The sequence below is a fragment of the Paenibacillus sp. ACRSA genome, assembly GCF_022346845.1.
In the GTDB taxonomy this organism is placed as follows: Bacteria; Bacillota; Bacilli; order Paenibacillales; family Paenibacillaceae; genus Paenibacillus.
In genome coordinates, this window is record NZ_JAKRNP010000016.1 from 47615 (window position 1) to 65582 (window position 17968).

The 17968-nt window shown below is 44.3% G+C and carries 19 protein-coding genes; 14 read left to right on the forward strand and 5 right to left on the reverse strand.

The features are described 5' to 3' along the window. Positions 1-60: 60 nt before the first annotated feature. Together MH215_RS26060 and MH215_RS26065 are read right to left on the reverse strand one after the other, a co-directional pair. Positions 61-1059 (reverse strand): hypothetical protein, encoded by a 999-nt coding sequence (locus MH215_RS26060; protein WP_239293914.1) that lies wholly within the window; start codon positions 1057-1059, stop codon positions 61-63. A 299-nt stretch (positions 1060-1358) separates the two neighbouring features. Then, the gene (locus MH215_RS26065) at positions 1359-2468 is read right to left on the reverse strand and encodes a stalk domain-containing protein (RefSeq protein ID WP_239293915.1); all 1110 of its coding nucleotides are present in this window, start codon (positions 2466-2468) and stop codon (positions 1359-1361) included. A 208-nt stretch (positions 2469-2676) separates the two neighbouring features. Here MH215_RS26065 and MH215_RS26070 point away from each other — a divergent pair, with 208 nt between their 5' ends. Further along, complete coding sequence (locus MH215_RS26070; RefSeq protein WP_239293916.1) at positions 2677-3555, forward strand: phosphotransferase; 879 nt, start codon at positions 2677-2679, stop codon at positions 3553-3555. A gap of 57 nt (positions 3556-3612) precedes the next feature. Here the strand turns inward: MH215_RS26070 and MH215_RS26075 are convergent, their stop codons facing one another. Both MH215_RS26075 and MH215_RS29300 read right to left on the reverse strand, forming a co-directional pair. Then, entirely contained in the window at positions 3613-3813 is a 201-nt protein-coding gene (locus tag MH215_RS26075) for a hypothetical protein (RefSeq protein ID WP_156395353.1), read from the reverse strand. A gap of 53 nt (positions 3814-3866) precedes the next feature. Further along, entirely contained in the window at positions 3867-3992 is a 126-nt protein-coding gene (locus MH215_RS29300; protein ID WP_343224615.1) for a DUF6199 family natural product biosynthesis protein, read from the reverse strand. Between the two features lie 390 nt (positions 3993-4382). On the opposite strand from MH215_RS29300, the gene MH215_RS26080 reads away from it, so the two are divergent. The 4 genes from MH215_RS26080 (at position 4383) to MH215_RS26095 (ending at position 7920) form a co-directional block, all read left to right on the forward strand. After that, positions 4383-6014 (forward strand): copper amine oxidase N-terminal domain-containing protein, encoded by a 1632-nt coding sequence (locus tag MH215_RS26080; RefSeq protein WP_239293943.1) that lies wholly within the window; start codon positions 4383-4385, stop codon positions 6012-6014. 365 nt (positions 6015-6379) lie between these two features. Then, positions 6380-6832 carry a disulfide oxidoreductase gene (locus MH215_RS26085; protein ID WP_239293917.1) on the forward strand — a complete coding sequence of 151 codons (453 nt, stop codon included), beginning with the start codon at positions 6380-6382 and terminating at the stop codon, positions 6830-6832. 53 nt (positions 6833-6885) lie between these two features. Then, positions 6886-7293: a FixH family protein gene (locus MH215_RS26090; RefSeq protein WP_239293918.1), complete on the forward strand. Its 408-nt coding sequence runs from the start codon at positions 6886-6888 to the stop codon at positions 7291-7293. 207 nt (positions 7294-7500) lie between these two features. Next, a complete protein-coding gene (locus MH215_RS26095) occupies positions 7501-7920 on the forward strand; it encodes a MerR family transcriptional regulator (RefSeq protein ID WP_275446341.1) in 420 nt (139 codons plus the stop codon). Between the two features lie 97 nt (positions 7921-8017). Here the strand turns inward: MH215_RS26095 and MH215_RS26100 are convergent, their stop codons facing one another. Continuing rightward, a complete protein-coding gene (locus MH215_RS26100) occupies positions 8018-8695 on the reverse strand; it encodes a succinylglutamate desuccinylase/aspartoacylase family protein (protein WP_239293920.1) in 678 nt (225 codons plus the stop codon). Between the two features lie 347 nt (positions 8696-9042). Here MH215_RS26100 and MH215_RS26105 point away from each other — a divergent pair, with 347 nt between their 5' ends. The 9 genes from MH215_RS26105 to pssA all read left to right on the forward strand — a co-directional run bounded on the left by MH215_RS26105 (position 9043) and on the right by pssA (position 17964). Next, complete coding sequence (locus MH215_RS26105) at positions 9043-9885, forward strand: DegV family protein (protein WP_239293921.1); 843 nt, start codon at positions 9043-9045, stop codon at positions 9883-9885. Between the two features lie 239 nt (positions 9886-10124). Continuing rightward, entirely contained in the window at positions 10125-10868 is a 744-nt protein-coding gene (locus tag MH215_RS26110; protein WP_275446344.1) for a response regulator transcription factor, read from the forward strand. Then, complete coding sequence (locus MH215_RS26115) at positions 10865-11800, forward strand: sensor histidine kinase (RefSeq protein WP_239293922.1); 936 nt, start codon at positions 10865-10867, stop codon at positions 11798-11800. Before MH215_RS26110 ends, MH215_RS26115 begins: the two co-directional genes overlap by 4 nt. Positions 11801-12186: 386 nt before the next feature. Then, positions 12187-13110, forward strand: coding sequence for an ABC transporter ATP-binding protein (locus MH215_RS26120; protein WP_239293923.1), 924 nt, complete (start codon positions 12187-12189; stop codon positions 13108-13110). Further along, positions 13103-13801 carry an ABC transporter permease gene (locus tag MH215_RS26125; protein ID WP_239293924.1) on the forward strand — a complete coding sequence of 233 codons (699 nt, stop codon included), beginning with the start codon at positions 13103-13105 and terminating at the stop codon, positions 13799-13801. The genes MH215_RS26120 and MH215_RS26125 overlap by 8 nt, the downstream gene beginning before the upstream one ends. Positions 13802-13907: 106 nt before the next feature. Further along, positions 13908-14720, forward strand: coding sequence for a bifunctional hydroxymethylpyrimidine kinase/phosphomethylpyrimidine kinase (gene thiD / locus MH215_RS26130; RefSeq protein WP_145051801.1), 813 nt, complete (start codon positions 13908-13910; stop codon positions 14718-14720). Between the two features lie 239 nt (positions 14721-14959). Then, a complete protein-coding gene (locus MH215_RS26135; RefSeq protein ID WP_239293925.1) occupies positions 14960-15640 on the forward strand; it encodes a response regulator transcription factor in 681 nt (226 codons plus the stop codon). Further along, positions 15637-17397, forward strand: coding sequence for a sensor histidine kinase (locus MH215_RS26140; protein ID WP_239293926.1), 1761 nt, complete (start codon positions 15637-15639; stop codon positions 17395-17397). Before MH215_RS26135 ends, MH215_RS26140 begins: the two co-directional genes overlap by 4 nt. A 21-nt stretch (positions 17398-17418) precedes the next feature. Beyond that, positions 17419-17964 (forward strand): CDP-diacylglycerol--serine O-phosphatidyltransferase, encoded by a 546-nt coding sequence (gene pssA, locus MH215_RS26145; RefSeq protein ID WP_239293927.1) that lies wholly within the window; start codon positions 17419-17421, stop codon positions 17962-17964. Positions 17965-17968 lie beyond the last annotated feature (4 nt).

A 17968-nucleotide genomic window follows, 5' to 3' on the forward strand; every position in this document is an offset into this window, starting at 1 on the left:
ACATCATACGTTCCTAGGGGTATGGCTTTCTATAATTCATTTTTCGAAAAGGCTGACCTGTTATCGAATATCCACAGACCATGCACCATCGGCTTGTACCGCGATTGCATATACGCCATCTGTTGTAATGTTCAAGCTCGTCGATCCTGAGTATGTACCTGTCTCATCGATCAGTCTTGTGTTGGAATCGAGGCCAACGGTTTTGTTAATATAAGCAGTGAAGCGGCTATCTCCTTTATGTTTGAAGGTAAATGTGGTTGTACCGCTTTTGATATATACAAATACCACATCATCTCCTTTGCCCTTTGTCTTGGCAGGGGCGTGGAGGGTGTCCTCCGGAATTTTCTGCGTTGTGTGCAACGTCCAGGCGCCGTCTGAAATGACATCCAACGTAAACTGTGCGTTTGTTGGAATGTGAACGAAGGATTTTCCGCTGTATTCCCCAGTTTTATCAAATAGTCGTGCGGACTCGCCATTTTCATTGGTCAAGTTAACTTGGAATGGGCCATCGCCTGTATGAGTGGCATCTATGGCGACCATACCATAATTCAGTGGAAAGGGATCCGTTATTCGATTGCCCTCAGCTTCAAATTGAACCGATCTGGCAAGATATTGTTCAAGAATCGGTTTGCCGTCTAATTCCTGATACAGTTGCTTCACTTGTTCATAGTCGTCTGCGGCTATGCTCTCAGCGAGTGTGAGCAGTGTGTCTTTGTTTTCAGGTTCATATTTGTTATTGGCGTATTCGGTAATACGTGCAGCCATCTCTTCTATATCCCCGGGGGAGATCACTCCTGCAACAGTCGCTTGTTTCATGTATTCTTCAGCCTCGGCCAATGCTTTATATTTTCCACCCGTATTTTGAATATCCTTATAACTAACGCTCTCACGACCTGAATTTGGGAATAAAATGTCCACCGTTATCAACCAAATGACTCCTGTAATAGATGCAGCAATAATATACCATTTGGGACTGTTCGTTGATTTTTTGTGAATGCGCCATGCCATGATGGTGAAAAAGAAGCACAGTAATAATATGAATATTGAAATAAAGATCATATGACTCTCCTGTTCGTTGTTCTGTAGATATTGTGCGTGCTTTGAAGCAGCATATTCCATTATAAACCAATACGTTTTGAAATGAAGCTGGACAAAAGCCCTTGTTTTCAGAACTGAGGAGAACATTTAGATAGGACAAAACACACATTGAATCTGCCTACATAGGAAGGAACAGAATGATGTGCGTTATGGCTGAACAGCTGGGTATGAAGAAGCACCGCGTGCTGGAAGCTGCACGCGGTGCGAAAATAGAAAGTTATTTATTAGATGTACTATAGTCGTGATGTGCTAACTCAAACTTATTTCAGCTTCTGCACAGAGACTGCCATTTGCTCCAGTTGTGCGTGAATCAATTGGTTGTTTGGCGAGCTTATCGTTACATAGCGATCATCCAGTTGGAAGGTCAGTAGATCGGTCTGATCGGGAGTATACCACTTGGCAGATACGCCATTTGGTAATTTTACCGTTTTTCCATCATAGCTGAATGAATAGTCTTTGGGCGATATCGTTACATTCATGCGATTGAATACAAAGTTTACACCATCACCACCAGCGCCTACACTTTTGAATATATCTCCGGCAACCATATGCTGCGGCGCATACGCGGTTTTGAATCCGTCGAACTTCGCAAATGCCTTGCGGATGTGATCCAGTTGTTGCTTAGTGTAGTTCACATCTGCGAAGGCCGTGATGCCTTGATCACTGTTGCTGTTAGCTTTCTGAACAGAGACCGCAACTTGCTGCAACTGCGCTTGCGTCAGCTTGTGGTCTGGGGAGCTAATGGTAACGTAACGATCATCCAGTTGGAAAGTCAGCATACCTGTTTTGTCTGGAGTATACCATTTGGCAGTAACCCCATTGGACAGTTTCACATTTTTGCTCGTATAGCCGTCTGAATAATCCCTTGGTGAGACATCTACTTTCATATGATTGAATATAAAGCTGACACCATCGCCACCAGCACCTACGCTTTTGAAAGTGTCGCCTGTAGTCATTTGTTGCGGTGCATAAGCCGTCTCGAAACCATCAAATTGGGCAAAGGCTTTTTGGATCGCTTCTTTTTGCGCTGAAGTATACGTTACATTGGTCAGAGCTGTTGGATTGTTAGTCGCTTGACCGATAATCACTTGTCCTTTTTGGCTGTCATAGGATACGGGTACATGCAGTGCATCAGCCAGTGCGCGTACAGGCAGATACGTGGAATTGTTATATGTGATTGGAGCTAGTTTGTTACCATTGCCATCTGTAGGTGAGTATGCCGCACCATCGACGTTGAAGCTGATTCCGTGGTTAAGATAGGCGGAGATTTTCTCCAGTTGTGTACCTGCAAATACTCCTGTTGCACCAGTTAACGTCATTCCCAGTACCATCATCGTTGCTACAGATTTCTTCATGTTTTTTTTCATCATCTATCTCTCCTTCAAGTTCGAATTGGTTAGTATCTTGTGGGCTCGCTGTCCCTTATGGCTTTATATTAAACCTGGAACATATCCAGAATAATTCTGAATTATCTCCAACTTGTAAACATATGTGTCATGGCTCACGATAAAGGAAAGGACATCTGATCTTAGAGTGCAAACGAAACGGTGAATATAAAAAGGAGGGGGCAGGATCAACATGGATCTGAAAACTATAGCGTCACATTATACGTTGGGGGAGATTCTGAATTGTACATCGATGCAGCAAGGGACAAGTTCATCAGCGATGTTGCTGGAGACCACGTTAGGTAGGTTTGTATTACGTCAGCTCAGGGATGAAGGACAGGCTTTGGCTGAATATGAAGTATACGAGGCACTGGCACCTGCAAAACTATCACCAAGCATCCTGTGTACGAAGGAAGGTCTACCTTATATTACCCTTGGGACTATGATATATAATGTTCAGACTTATATTGAAAAAGTAGTGCCGCAGAACTCGCTATGCTTGAATTATGTTGAGTTGGGTGAAGGGATTGCACGTTTCCATCAACGCATCATGCATCTGGATATGACTAGACTTGGTCAGAAGGATCGTTTTGCTCTACCTTCATTATGGGAAGCCGTAAGTGGGGATATTCTGAATTCGTCATCTGAGGTGATACGGCGTTTGGCAAGTCATGTGGAGGAATGTTGCGAGTATCAATCGAAGCATACGGCTGTAATACATGGGGATCTAGGGCTGTGGAATGTGCTATTCACGGACAGTCATATGTATATCATTGATGTCGGAGAAGTACGGCGTGGGAACCATCATTTTGACTTAGCAGCTATACTGTCTTCGACTTGTTCTTCCTCAATAACAGTGTGCGAGCTGGAGCAGCGAATGATTCAATTGGAACGTGGATATCGCTCTGAAGGGCGCGACGTTAATCTGGAGATTCTATACGAACAGATCCATCTATGGGTCATTCGTGGATTGTTAGCCATCATAAGAGAGAAGGGAATCATTGCTCCAATAATTCCCTATGTCGAGCGGAATCTAGCGTTTCTCGGTAAATGTCAGAAGGTAATGAGTTGAATTCAGAGTGGTGGATAGGATAGGATAGGATAGGATCAATTACTGGCTGAGAAAGATTTAGTTCACTAAATAAAGGATTAATCCACCTACGCCAAACACGATTGCAAAAACATATACATATGAAAGCCGGCTCAGATTTTGCTTGGTTTTGCGGTCATACTCAGGATTGCTGGTTTGATTCGCCTTCGAATTACCGATGATCAGCGTAGCGATTCCTCCGAATAAAGCGATAGCGATAACTAAAATATAGGGCAACAACGTATGCTCGACCTCCCTTTCAAAATAATAGATATGAATCGATACATATGTCGTTATACAAATAATACGTATGTTGCATAAGCCGCAATAACTAAACAGACAACCCCACCAATTCGAGTGGAGAATGTATAAAGAGAAGAAGGTTCCGTAGCATCAGAAGATTTCCACTTTTCCGTGATAACTCACAGAACAGATGGAGCAATTAACATAAGTAAGCCAACAAGACTGAAGCTAATGGTAATAGTCAAAATCATTTGAAGGCGCCTTTCTGTTGGTGAATTACAATAATTGGCGATTTCCCATATGTCATCATTATATCATACAAAAAAAGGAAGAGGGAGTGCCCTCATCCTAGATTAATCATTGATGTTCGAATGAACTTTTAAAATTTAAAAGATTGAATAATCCTTGTCCTGGCGGGCTTTCGCGACTCTCTTTTATGGGGGTTGCGATTTTTTTTTGAATTTGGAGTGATCCGAATCTGCAATCCCTACGTTACACCCTATGAAGATGACGACAAGGAAAGAAATGATACCCAAAACGACACAAGGAGTGAACACATGATGAAGATGAAAATGAAGAAGTTTATTGCACCTGTACTTAGTTTGACACTGTTGATGCCAGGGATTGCAGGAGCTGCTTCTGCACCACAGACACCAATGACAATGATGAAAGCATCGGTGAACACACCGGCTGCAGACCTTAGAGCGAACCTGGATCACCTATTGTCTGAACACTTTGCACTCGCCGTAACCGCGATGGCAAAAGCTTATGATGGAGCAAAGGATGCCGATGCAGCATACAAAGCACTGGATCAAAATGCACTGGATATGCAGCCAGCGATCGCTTCCCTATACGGTGACGCTGGTGCGAAGGAATTCGAACGTATCTTCCGTGCACATAACAAATACACCGATGATCTAGTGAAGGCTACCAAAATGGGTAACCAAACTGGCATCAAGCAAGCTCAAGCGAACATCAACGGTTTTGTGGATGAATTCTCAACATTCCTCAGTACAGCAACCGAAGGCAAATTGCCAAAAGCAGCAGCCAAACAGGCTTTGCAAGTACATGAAGATCTCGTGCAAAAAGTATTCGATGAATACGTTGCTGGAGATTATGCGGATGCATACAAGGCTTACCGTGAAGGCTTCAAAGAAATGTTCGACGTAAGTAAAGCACTTTCTACAGCGATTACTACACAAATGCCTGAGAAATTTGATCACACCAAAGCGGACACGAAAGCAGCTGATCTACGCTCTACGCTCAACCACTTGGCATCCGAACACTTTGCGCTCTCTGCTCTGCAAATGCAGGAAGAATACGATGGACGCACAGCAGCTTCCAACGCACTGGTTACAGCTGAAGCTGGCAACACAGCTGATTTCAAAGCAGCCATTGCATCCGTTTACGGTAACGATGGTGCCAATGCGTTCGAGAAAATTTGGGTAACCAACCACGTTAATGCACAGAGTGATTATGTAAAAGCTGTTAAAAACAACGATGCTACAGCTCGTGCAGCCGTAGAGAAACGTATTGATGGATTCACAACAGAGTTCGCAACATTCCTGGATTCTGCAACAGCAGGCAACCTGCCAAAAGCAGCAGGACAACAAGCGCTGACAACACATGAGAACCAAGTGCAAAAAGTCCTCGACCAATATGCAGCAGGCAATTATGATGCTTCTTACACGACGAATCGTGAAGGGTTCAAAGTGATGTTCGGTGTAGGTCAAGCGTTGGGTAACGCGATTGTGACTCAATTCAACGATAAGTTTCAAGAGCCAGCAGCTCCAACAACGCCTGCACCAGCTCCGGATATGACAACGGTATGGATGCAAGTGAACAGCAAAATGCTGAAAATTAACGATAAAACAACCAATATGGACACAACCCCAGTGCTCTGGAAAAACACAACCTACATTCCACTGCGTTTCCTGAGTGAAGGTATCGGTGCAACCGTGAAATGGAATAAAAAAGCACAGCAAGTCACGGTCATGGCTGGCAACGATACGCTCGAATTCTGGGTGAACAACAATGTGATGGAAGTTAATGGTGTGAAGAAAAACGTAGGCTCTACCGTATTTGTCAACAAAGATGGTCGTACGCAAGTACCACTGCGCTTCATTGCTGAGTTGCTGAACTGGGACGTGAAATGGGCACAAAAGGACGGTTCCATTACACTAACCAAATCGATGTAACTCGAAAAATTGAATAGAATGACTGTTGTCGATTACCAAACTAATCCAAGAAACTATGACTATATACTCTGAGGAGCGTAGCTCTTCTTACTCAGGCTTGTAATCATCATCTAATCATATTGTGCTGCCCACTACATGCTGCTCTAGGATGTAGTGGGCAGTTTTGTTATATAGCGATTTCGTTTCGGTAGATCATATATTGACTAGGATAAGCATATCCGATGTGATCATGAATAAATCCAAATAAATTCAAATATTTGGTATAATCATCAAGTAATGACTTACATAACAGCTTGGATAGCCGATGTAGCCTAGAATGATGTATGATCTATTTAGTATGAGCAAAATAAAAGGGGGACAGTGGAATGAGTATATCATCCAAACCGGAGCGTTCAGCGAAAAATGTGGACACGCGGTTATTCATTGCTTGGGCCGTTTCTGTCATTGCGACAGGCGGCAGTTTATATTTTAGTGAAATTAAAGGATACATTCCTTGTGATCTGTGTTGGTTCCAGCGCATTTTCATGTACCCGTTAACGATTTTGCTCGGGATTGCTTATTTCAAGGATGATGTGGGCATTGCCAAATATGTACTGCCGCTCAGCTTTGTTGGTGGCGGAATATCGCTATATCATGTTACGATCCAGCGTATCTTCTCAGCTACAGGTAATGCCGTGGCTTGCGGTAAAGTTCCTTGTTACACCGATTATCTGAATTGGTTCGGCTTCATTACGATTCCTCTGCTCGCTCTAATCGCTTTTATTATCATCATTGTAGCGCTGTGGGGTATTGGTAAAGCATCCAAATCTTCTTTGTAAGAAAGGATAGATGGTTGATGAGCGGACATATCCGTAGGTGCATGTCTTTTATTATGTTGATTGTATTGACCGCGGCTTGCTCTTATCAGGATCAGAATGCATCGGGTGAGATGCCGGTCATGATCAAAGTACAACTCATGGTTCCGGAACAGGTCTCACCGGGTGAGCCTGTGCCTTTACAGTTGAAGCTGACACAGGGGGACGCGCCAGTTAGCAATGCGGATCAAGTGCAGTTCCAGATCTGGAACAAGCTTAATGAGCCTGCTCCGGTGTCGCCGGAAGAAGGCTATATGACTGTTGAGAAGCTGGAGGAACAAGGGGCTTTGACGGCCAGAGAAGTGGAAGATGGAATCTACGAGGTAGAGTATACATTTGAAGAACCAGGCTCTTATGTGGTTCAAGCTCATGTAACACATGGGTCTATGCACAGTATGCCGAGAAAGAATGTTGAAGTGAAATAAAGCGGGCGTAACGGTCATTGGTTTAGCGCAGGAGTGTCCGTAAAATTATAATATTAACCTTGACCTTGAAGTATACTTCAAGGTTTATTTTATATGTATCCTAGGGATGAGGGATGTGAAGGTTCACCTCCAGAGTATAGGAATTATACAAGACATACATCAGGGTAAGAGTATAGCGTGTGAAAGGACGGTGAAGTTGAGGTGGGCATGATGACAAGAGGAGAACTAGCCAAGCGTACTGGACTCAGTATGGCGACTCTCCGGTATTATGAAGATAGCGGGGTTCTACCTGCACCGATCCGTGCATCAAATGGATACCGTAAATATTCTGAGGATTACGTGGTCAAAATCAAATTTATTAAGGATGCTCAAGCATTGGGTTACTCTTTAAAAGAGATAAAGGAGACACTACAACTACTCAGCCAAGAGGATATGGACAGTGAAGTTCTGAGAGTATTGGTTCGCGATCGAATTGCAGATATTCAACAGCATATCAATAATCTAAAGGACATGCAGACACTTCTAGCTTCATTGCTCTTAACGCCAGAATCCGAAATCCATACTTATATGGAATCTTTCCGTGATAACTCAGAGGAAGCGGACGGCTCTTCCAAGCCACAAGAATGACATGGATACACTTCATATATATCGAAAAGAACCCCTTTCCCAACGTTTCGGAGAAGAGGTTCTATTTGTTTTGATTACAGCATGATGCATTATTCATTTACATAAAACCCGCTTCCCGTAAAAAATGATGCACAATCTGGCGCTGATACTTGATCCGCACGGAACGCTTTAAGCTCCAACACGTCTCCACAGTGACGGTGCGAGCCTGTAGAAGCCTTGCACCCGCTGTGCGTGCCGATCCAGGCAGTTCATGCTGCTTCAGATTGAAATGTCTGTCCTGGTTCGTGATGGAACGATTCATTTGTTTAATGATGCGTTTGCATACTGGAACCGCACGACTGCCGGGATTAGTAATCAGCGTTTGTCCAAGAACACGAGAACTGAGCTGGGATAAGCCATTGGCTTCATGCAGATCTAACCACCAATCTGGTTGATATTGACGGGCGAGATGAAAGACTGCTGAGGCAAGGAGATGCTTGGCTTTACCTGAGATTCGGCGTGGAAAGGTACGATTCAGATCTGGCTTGCCTCTAATTTTCTTCCGATATGCCTGTTGGTGCACCCGTGGAATGATGATGAGAAGCCCGCGCTGGATGATGTGCCGTCCTGCGATACAATCATCGGCGAGCTGCTGCGCAGCAGCCATACTGGCTGTTTCATTACCGTGTACTCCCGAGGTAATCAGCATTACCGGGCCAGGGTTCACTCCGCGCACAACATAATAGGGGGTAGCATGTACGCTGGATGAAGCAAGGATATGTTTGTTGACAAGCATGAGGCTCACCTCCGTTACTACAATACGTCATGTCCTTCTTGTCTGTAACGGCACTTCAACAGCCGCCTGTCTTATCTTTTGCAAAATGGGTAGCACACCAAATACTTCATCTGGTTAAATACCAATTAATCCCTTCACAGGGAAGACATTTTTTTGCCACAATTCGGGATTTATGCCCCTGTTCAAGAGTGCGTCACAAGACAACAGGCTGTCTGTTCCTTTATAATTAAGAAGGTATTGTCGTAAACGTTTACAACTTGAGTTATTTAAATTTAAAATATTACGCCGGCCACGTGCCTGACCAATGAAGATACAGAACGATCAATCCGGCAAGAGAGAAGGATGTCATGAAGAAAATTGCATGGGTCACCGATAGTACGAGTACACTGGATCCTGTTTTCGCTGAGCAAAATCATGTTTATATTGTACCGCTGCGTGTTGTATTTGGAGAGGAATGTTACCGAGAATCAGAGGATATAACACCGGAACTATTCTATGAAAAGCTGGAGACAGCATCCAAAGCCAGTAGCTCACAGCCGCCAATCGGCGAGTTCATTGAATTGTACGAGTCATTGAAGGATCAATACGATGAGATCATAACCATTCATTGTTCTACTGCGCTTAGTGGTACATTACACACATCTATGCAGGCTGCGGAAATAGCAGGTGTGAAGGTGACTGCAATTGATTCAATGGCAGGTGCATATCCTCATCGGGAGATGATCCTGCAAGGTTTGGAGTGGCAGAAACAAGGCGCTAGTGCAGCCGAGATCAAAGCTAACATTGAACAGATGATTGAAAATATGTCCTTTTACCTTATTCCGGCCAGTCTTCAGAATCTTCATCGTAGCGGGCGAGTATCCGGAACACAACTTGTCTTGAGTCAGTTATTGAAGATTCATCTGCTGTTGCGATTTGAGGAAGGCAAAGTTGTTGTGAACGAGAAAATTCGTACTTTCAAACGTGCGAAACAACGTATGCTGGATGTGCTGAAAGTGGATATGGAAAAAGTGAAGCATGTATGCATCATGCATGCCAACAATCCAGATGAAGCTGTGACGATCAAACAGCAGATATCCGAATTGTTACCACGGCTCAAGACCGAGATTATGCCATTTATACCTGTGGTCGGTATTCATGCAGGCGCAGGCACGATTGGTCTATGTTGGTTCAGAAATGAGCACCTATAGATTCCATTTTAGATTACATTGTAGATAACATCAGTACCTAGTTTAGGTCTTGATATGATTATAAATTAATCCCATATACCGGTAGGATGCCCTTGAGGTACAGCAGTTGCAATTGCTGAGTTCAAGTAGTATTCTGCCGGTTTTTTCTATGTTTAATTCAGTGATAAGAAGAGCATGAACGGCAGACATCCTTTCATTGCCAATTGAAACAAAATGTGAGGTAATAAAGATAAATGAATATGTTGGAGGGGAATGTTGTGTCAAGTCACCGATTGTTGCTTGTTGAAGATGATCGTTCGATTAGTGAAATGGTAGGTCCTTATTTGGAAAAAGAGGGCTATGACGTTTCATATGCCTATGATGGTTATGAAGCGGAGGAGCAGTTCAAACAGGCGAAGCAAGCATACGATCTGGTTATTCTAGACCTGATGCTGCCTCGCAAAAATGGCATGGAAGTGTTGCAGACGATCCGCTCGGTCAGCTTGGTGCCAGTACTCATTCTATCGGCCAAGGATGGGGAGGTAGACAAGGCGTTAGGGCTTGGATTCGGCGCAGACGATTATCTAAGTAAACCCTTCTCGCTAATTGAACTGACTGCCCGTATTAAAGCAGCGATCAGGCGCGCCAACTATACGGCTCAGCCTATAGAAACTCCCAACGCACCTGTGCAGCATGAACGTCTGGAGTTCGGTGGGTTGGTAATGAACATGGACACCTATGAAGTGGAGCGAGAAGGCGCTGCTATTCGATTAACCTCTAAAGAATTTGGTATTTTGAAATTGTTAGTTACCCACCCAGGCAAAGTGTTTACGAAGGCTCAGATTTATGCTGCGGTATGGAATGATCAGTATTATGGGGACGAGAACATTATTAACGTACATATGCGTCGTCTGCGCGAGAAGATTGAACGGGATCCTTCAGCGCCTCAATATATTAAGACGTTGTGGGGCATCGGGTATAAGCTGGAGGTGGAACAGACATGATGCTCGTCCTTTTGGGCATTTCTACGGGAGGGTTAGCACTCGTTGTCGTGATCTTAGCCATTAAATTGGCTCAACGTAGCCAGCAAATGAACTATATTCACCTTAAATTGGAACATCTGTTGGATCAGGGGACATACGAGCGATTGTTAGTGTTCAGCAACGATGCTCCCATCCAGCAGCTTCTTCGTGATATTAATCAAGTTCTGGATTACGCCCACCGAGCTGGAGCTCGTTATGCTAATCAGGAGAAAGAGATGCGTAATATGCTGTCCAACATCTCCCATGATCTGAAAACACCGTTAACGGTTGTACTTGGATATAGTGAAACACTGCTACATAGCCCAGCATTAACGGATCAAGAGCGAGAGGTTATGATTGGCAAGATCCATGATAAAGCCCAAGAGGTGCTACGTTTGATCCACTCCTTCTTTGACCTGGCGAAGCTGGAGTCAGGTGATATGGAGCTGTCCATGACTCGGGTTAATCTAAGTGAGCTATGCCGACTGAAGATGATTTCCTTTTACGAGATGCTAACGGGACTTGGCTTGGAAGTGAAACTGGACATCCCCGAAGGAGATCTCTTCGTGCAAGCGAACGAGGAAGCGCTTGACCGTGTGCTGAATAATCTTATTACCAATGCGATGAAATATGGATCTGACGGCAAAATGTTAGGACTCTCCCTTCATCATACGAATAGTGACGGCGTGTTGCTGGAAATATGGGATCAGGGAAAAGGTATTCCGGAAAGTGAGCATAGCCGTGTATTTGAGCGAATGTATACGCTGGAGGACTCCCGTAATCGACAGTACCAGGGAAGCGGCCTAGGTCTCACCATCACCAAAAGATTGGTTGAGCGCATGGGAGGTAGCATTGAATTACGGAGTGTTCCGAACCAACGAACCGTATTTTCCATCTCTTTGAAGCCTTGTTAGGGGAATATATCTTGGAATAAATCAAGATTAAGGTTTTTGTAAGAAATGATTAATAGAAAAGAAGACATTTCTCTTTACAATACAGATATCAGAACCCGGTAGTGAGTATTCATTTAGAGCAGTTTCATCAATAAGACTGAATGAAGCTGCGTACGTTCAACTAAACTTTTTACACGAGAACGGAGAGGACAGAAATAACGAGAAGAAGCGAAGCGTTCGCCTTTATCCCCGGATTTTCCCTTTGCAGAAGGGATTCAAAAAAATCTGGGGATAACAGCGATCGGAACGTTATTCTGTCATCGCAGTGGTAAGTGTAACACTCTTTAGTTGATTCTATATAGATTCTTGAACAACCACAAAAGGGATCGTAAAGGAGAACATGAGATATGACTTATATTGCACGTACGATAGGTGTGTCCAAGACATATGAAGGAATAGAAGTGGTGTCCGACGTTAATATGAATATTAAGCAAGGGGAAATTTACGGCTTCCTGGGACCGAATGGTGCGGGCAAAACGACGATGATGAAAATGCTGACGAACCTAGTGAAGCCAACCTTTGGCGAGATTGAATTGTTCGGAGAAAAATTAACACCCACCTCCTACGAAGTGTTGAAGCGGATGGGAAGTATTATCGAATACCCCTTTTTCTACGATAAATTATCGGCTAGAGATAACTTGGAGCTTCATTGTGAGTACATGGGCTTCCACAACAAGAAAGTGATCAACGATATGATAGAAAAGGTGGGCCTGAAGGATACCGGGAAGAAAGCCGTTCGTGATTTCTCCCTTGGGATGAAGCAAAGACTCGGTATTGCGCGAGCACTCATCACAACCCCTGAACTGCTCATTCTAGATGAACCAATCAATGGGCTTGATCCTGTCGGGATTAAGGAAATGCGGGATTTATTTAAACGTCTCAGCACGGAATACCGGATCACCTTGTTAATCTCAAGCCATATTCTCGGAGAGATTGAGCAGATTGCTGATACGGTAGGGGTCATTCGCGGTGGGAGATTAGTAGAGGAAGTGTCGATGGAAAGTATCCGCGGTCTTCACACTGAGTACGTGGAGTTACAGGCTGTGGATATCCGCAAAGCAACTTATGTTATTGAACATCAGCTTGGACTCCAAAACTTCAAGTTAATGGATGAGCAGACGTTACGCATCTATGATACGGGTCTTGTTCCGTCGCAGTTAACCAGCCAGCTAATCGAGCATGGTGTACAGATTGAGTCCATCTTCAAACGATCACATTCATTAGAAGAACACTTCCTGAATCTCGTGAAGGGAGATGGAGACGTTGCTTAAGCTCATTGAACTGGAGATGCGGAAACACCACTTTTCTAAAAATCTGATTGCAGCGGGGATAGCTAATATTGTTATCTTTGGGTTTTTAGCCATGATTGCTTTCGTGGATTGGGGAGCGGATGACTATGCTTATTCGAACTATGCGGTATCCTTTATGCTCATTGATGTATGTGCGAGAGCGACCTTTATCGTATTTGCCGGAGCGCTGTTATCCAAGTTCATTATCCAAGAGTACCGGAATAAAACGATGAACGTCATGTTCACCTATCCGATCAAACGCCATAAAATTATCGCTGCCAAATTGATTATCATATTTGGGTTTACCTTCTTTATGATCATGTTCACCGATTTATTGATGGGGGCAATCCTATTGACCGTGAATCATTACTATCCTTTTGTTACAGACTCATTAACGGCCAATGAAGCATGGGGGTTGTTATTGAAGTATAGTATTAGCTCTCTGTCTGCTGCGGCTATGGCGCTAATTCCATTGTATTTCGGTATGCGTAAAAAGTCGGTTACAGCCACGTTGGTCTCTTCGATCATTTTAGTGTTTATTATCTGTTCAGGTGGTAGCGGATCCTCGCTTTCGCTGAATTCCATTATTATTATCCCTATTACCTTAGGGGCGATTGGTTTATGGATTGCATCCTTGTCGATGCATCGTCTAGAGACAAAAGACGTGAACTAAAATCCTGCTCAAAAGCATACCCGGTATGGCTTCAGATGCCATTGACATCCGCTCGTACAAGGGATAGGATAATGTCAACTGAAACATGAAGGAGAATGCAACTACCATGACGATTCCAAAAACTTTGACAATAGCTGGTTCAGACACAAGCGGCGGTGCAGGAATTCAAGCCGATTTGAAAACTTTTCAGGAGCTAGGTGTGTACGGTATGACCGTATTGACTACCGTTGTGGCAATGAAGCCTGAAACTTGGGATCACCAGGTATTTCCTGTTGAATTAAATGTAGTGGAAGCACAGCTTCGTACGGTGCTAGACGGTATTGGATTTGATGCAATGAAGACGGGCATGTTGGGCTCTGTAGACATTATTGAGCTTGTGGCTAAACATATTCGTCGCAGCGGGCTACCACAGATTGTGATCGATCCGGTAATGGTCTGCAAAGGTACAGATGAAGTGTTGCAGCCTGAAAATACAGAAGCGATGATTGAGTTTTTGCTGCCAGGCGCAGATCTCGTTACTCCGAATTTGTTTGAAGCTTCACAACTCGCGAAAAGTGGCCCAATTCGCTCGAAGGAACAGATGGAAGCTGCTGCATCCATCATCCATGACCAAGGGGCGAAGCATGTCCTAATTAAAGATCGTGGTGTAATCAATCCAGGTAAAGCGATGGATCTTCTCTATGACGGTAAAAACTATGAATGGTATGAAGCTGATGTTGTTGGCTCTGGTTACACGCACGGAGCAGGATGCACAACCTCTGCAGCGATTACCGCAGGTTTGGCACGCGGTCTGACCGTGAAAGAGGCTGTTCGTGAAGGGAAAGCCTTTATTACTAAAGCGATTGCGGGTGGATTCCCACTGAATCGTTTTGTTGGCCCGACACTGCATGCGGCACACCGCTTGGAGCATCAACGTTAATTCGCGACAGGTGCGATTCATGCCAGAGACGATAGGTCTTTAATTTCATGGTGGTTGTCAATGAGCGGTGAAAGGCTCGTTGATGGCCACCTTTTTGTGTTATTTTTTAAAAATAGCAACATTCGGTATGTGTTAGGCGTTTATATCAAGCCGTATAAACGCTTTAAGAAGTTGTTGGACACATGAACGACACACCGAATCGTTATGTTATTATCAGAAATTAAAAAGGAGAGTCGGCCATGGTCAGAACAGTGCTTCTGGTGGAAGACGAAAGCCGCATTCGTGAGATTGTGGCCGATTATTTTATAAAAGAACAGTGGAATGTCCTAGAAGCCGAGCACGGATTCGAGGCACTTGAACAGTTAGAACAACATGAAGTGGATTTGGTTATTCTGGATGTGTTGATGCCGGAGATGGATGGATGGACACTTTGTGGTCATATTCGATCTCAATCGACCGTACCTATTATCATGCTGACTGCGCGATCGGAGGATGATGATAAGATTCACGGTTTCCAGCTTGGCGTGGATGATTATGTAACCAAACCGTTTAGTCCTCGTGTACTTGTGGCTCGTGCAGAGACATTAATGAAAAGGGTCGAAGGTGCCGTTAGTAAAGATCAGAGTGTCATTCGATTTGGACACGTAACGTTGGACCCTTGGGCGAGAAGGCTTGAGCGAAACGGCGTAGAGATTGAATTGGCACCCAAAGAATATGAACTATTGCTCTATCTAACACGAAATCAGGGACTTGTGTTATCCCGTGATGCGATATTGAACCGCGTATGGGGCTATGATTTTGATGGGGACTCTCGAGTGGTCGATACACACATCAAGAAACTTCGCAGCAAGCTTGGTGAAGAGGCCAAATGTATCCGTACGGTGATTGGTACCGGCTATCGATTTGAGGTTGAGGCATGAGACGTACCGGTGTAACGATGAAGCTGTTTCTGGTGATGGCGGGGTTCTTGCTCCTACTCTACGGAACTACTGTGATTGCTCAGCTGGTATGGTTCCCGGACTTCTACCAACACCAGAAGATTACCAGCATTAAGAAAAAATTGTCGAGATTCGAACAACAGTATTCCGCAGGACATTGGAATGATATACAACTGGCGAAGGAAACTGGCAAATTCATGCGTCAGAATCAGTCTCATCTGGTCATCCTGACCAACACTGGCAAGCTCGTGAATGATCCATTTCACATTACGTTGCTGCAAGAGGATGGTTCGGAAGTAGAAGTGTCGCTGTCCCTTTTTATCAACAGTGAAAATGCGGGCTGGATTGCTTCCCACCTGAAATATGGACAGCAATTGACCATAACGGGATCAGCCAATGGATTGCATGAACCGATGATCTATCCCTTCAAGATCAAAGACAACAACACTTCGGTATGGGGGACAGGGAGCTTCGAAGAATTGAATGAACCTGTGCAGGAGTGGTCTGGCATATTGACCAAAGTCGTTCTTCCCAACCTGGGAACATGGAGTCAGCGGCAAGGTTTACTCGTGCAAGCGTTGGATAGTTTCTTCCCTCTTTCATCAGAGAATCAACTTAGTCTGAAGAATGGGAAGATGTTAAATCAGGAATGGACGGATAGTTGGAGTGGAGTACGTAATGTAATCGCCATAGCCCCAGTTCGCAATGCTGAATCAGGGGAACAACAGCTTATCTTCTCGTTGACATCTCTGCAGGAGATGCGTGAAGCCAATGAAGCGACAAGGTTATTCTATGGGTATTTCGGAATTGCTGCATTTGTACTCATATTGTTCCTGGCTCTGTTACTATCGCGTATCGTTACGAAGCCACTACTGGCACTGAATCATGTGGCGAAGAAGATGTCAACGTTAGACTTCACTGTAAAATCACCTATTCGGCGTAATGATGAGATCGGTAGTTTGTCTGAAAGTCTGAATGCTCTGTCGACGACACTTGGGCAGACGCTGGAGGAGCTCCGACAGGCGAATAGTCAGATGCGCACAGATATGGAGATGAAGCAGCGGATCGAGAAGCGACAGCGTGAATTTTTTGCAGATGCCTCGCATGAACTCAAAACGCCAATCAGTATCATCAAAGGATATTCTGAAGGGCTAAGAGATGGTGTAAGTGAGAACAAACGTGAACGCTACATTGAGATTATTGCAGATGAAGCTGTAAAAATGGAAACGATGGTCGAAGAGATGCTGGATCTTGTTCGGCTAGAATCGCAAGCCATTAAGCTGAACACCGATGCAGTAGCTCTCGGAGATATGATAGAAGATATTGCTGGACGTCTGAGTCCACAATTGAAGGGAAAAGAACTTCATGTCGTGTTGGTCTCCACAACAGAGCAGACCGTTGAGGGAGATCGCAGTAAGCTGGAGCAAGTAATTTACAATATGCTGATGAACGCGATCCGCCATGCTGTGCCACAATCAGACATCTTGATTGAGATTAGCCGTCTGGAAGGTCAGGTTCGTATCTCTATCGAGAACAAAGGTGAAGGTATATCGGAACCTGAACGTCAGAATATATGGGAACGATTTTACCGGGTAGAACGTTCACGTAATCGCAAAATGGGGGGAACCGGGCTTGGCCTGGCCATTGCGAAGCAGATTCTGGATCTACATGGATGTCGTTATGGAGTTGAGAATACACCAGACGGAGTCCGCTTCTATATTATTTTTCCTAATGCCTAGTTAGAAAGGGAGTTAAGTCTTATGAAATCTTTGCCATCAATTTTAACCTTGGGTAATTTAACTTCGGGTATGCTGGCGGTCATTATGGCCATACATGGGGAATTTGCACTTGCTGTAATGTTGATCTGGGTTGCAATGTTCTTTGATTTGTTTGACGGTTTTGCTGCTCGTAAATTGCACTGTGAAGGGGAATTTGGCAAAGCACTAGACTCCCTTGCTGATGTGATTTCATTTGGTACAGCTCCGATACTGATTCTGTATCTGAACGTTATGAACGGAGGAAGTATTTTGGCGATGGCACTCACGGCTCTGTTTCCGATCTGTGGTGCTCTCCGACTGGCACGCTACAATTGCCAGAAGACAGCGAGTCAAGGTTTTGTCGGCATGCCGATTACATTTGCGGGTGGCCTAATGTCCTTTTTCGCGCTATGGAGCCCTTATTTTACTCTTGGTGTAGCCTATCTCGTCATCGTTGTGTTATCTGGTCTAATGGTTAGCCAAATTCGATTCCCCTCTCTAAAACAGGTATTGACCCCTCAAGAGAAGGATATCGTGGAACCGAAATAAGGAG

What these genes read in the sequence shown, in the direction of transcription:
- MH215_RS26060 (WP_239293914.1), bottom strand. Translation starts at nt 1,059, where the DNA reads ATGATCTTTATTTCAATATTCATATTATTACTGTGCTTCTTTTTCACC.
- MH215_RS26065 (WP_239293915.1), bottom strand. Translation starts at nt 2,468, where the DNA reads ATGATGAAAAAAAACATGAAGAAATCTGTAGCAACGATGATGGTACTG.
- MH215_RS26070 (WP_239293916.1), top strand. Translation starts at nt 2,677, where the DNA reads ATGGATCTGAAAACTATAGCGTCACATTATACGTTGGGGGAGATTCTG.
- MH215_RS26080 (WP_239293943.1), top strand. Translation starts at nt 4,383, where the DNA reads ATGAAAATGAAGAAGTTTATTGCACCTGTACTTAGTTTGACACTGTTG.
- MH215_RS26085 (WP_239293917.1), top strand. Translation starts at nt 6,380, where the DNA reads ATGAGTATATCATCCAAACCGGAGCGTTCAGCGAAAAATGTGGACACG.
- MH215_RS26090 (WP_239293918.1), top strand. Translation starts at nt 6,886, where the DNA reads ATGTTGATTGTATTGACCGCGGCTTGCTCTTATCAGGATCAGAATGCA.
- MH215_RS26095 (WP_275446341.1), top strand. Translation starts at nt 7,501, where the DNA reads ATGATGACAAGAGGAGAACTAGCCAAGCGTACTGGACTCAGTATGGCG.
- MH215_RS26100 (WP_239293920.1), bottom strand. Translation starts at nt 8,695, where the DNA reads ATGCTTGTCAACAAACATATCCTTGCTTCATCCAGCGTACATGCTACC.
- MH215_RS26105 (WP_239293921.1), top strand. Translation starts at nt 9,043, where the DNA reads ATGAAGAAAATTGCATGGGTCACCGATAGTACGAGTACACTGGATCCT.
- MH215_RS26110 (WP_275446344.1), top strand. Translation starts at nt 10,125, where the DNA reads ATGTTGGAGGGGAATGTTGTGTCAAGTCACCGATTGTTGCTTGTTGAA.
- MH215_RS26115 (WP_239293922.1), top strand. Translation starts at nt 10,865, where the DNA reads ATGATGCTCGTCCTTTTGGGCATTTCTACGGGAGGGTTAGCACTCGTT.
- MH215_RS26120 (WP_239293923.1), top strand. Translation starts at nt 12,187, where the DNA reads ATGACTTATATTGCACGTACGATAGGTGTGTCCAAGACATATGAAGGA.
- thiD (WP_145051801.1), top strand. Translation starts at nt 13,908, where the DNA reads ATGACGATTCCAAAAACTTTGACAATAGCTGGTTCAGACACAAGCGGC.
- MH215_RS26135 (WP_239293925.1), top strand. Translation starts at nt 14,960, where the DNA reads ATGGTCAGAACAGTGCTTCTGGTGGAAGACGAAAGCCGCATTCGTGAG.
- MH215_RS26140 (WP_239293926.1), top strand. Translation starts at nt 15,637, where the DNA reads ATGAGACGTACCGGTGTAACGATGAAGCTGTTTCTGGTGATGGCGGGG.
- pssA (WP_239293927.1), top strand. Translation starts at nt 17,419, where the DNA reads ATGAAATCTTTGCCATCAATTTTAACCTTGGGTAATTTAACTTCGGGT.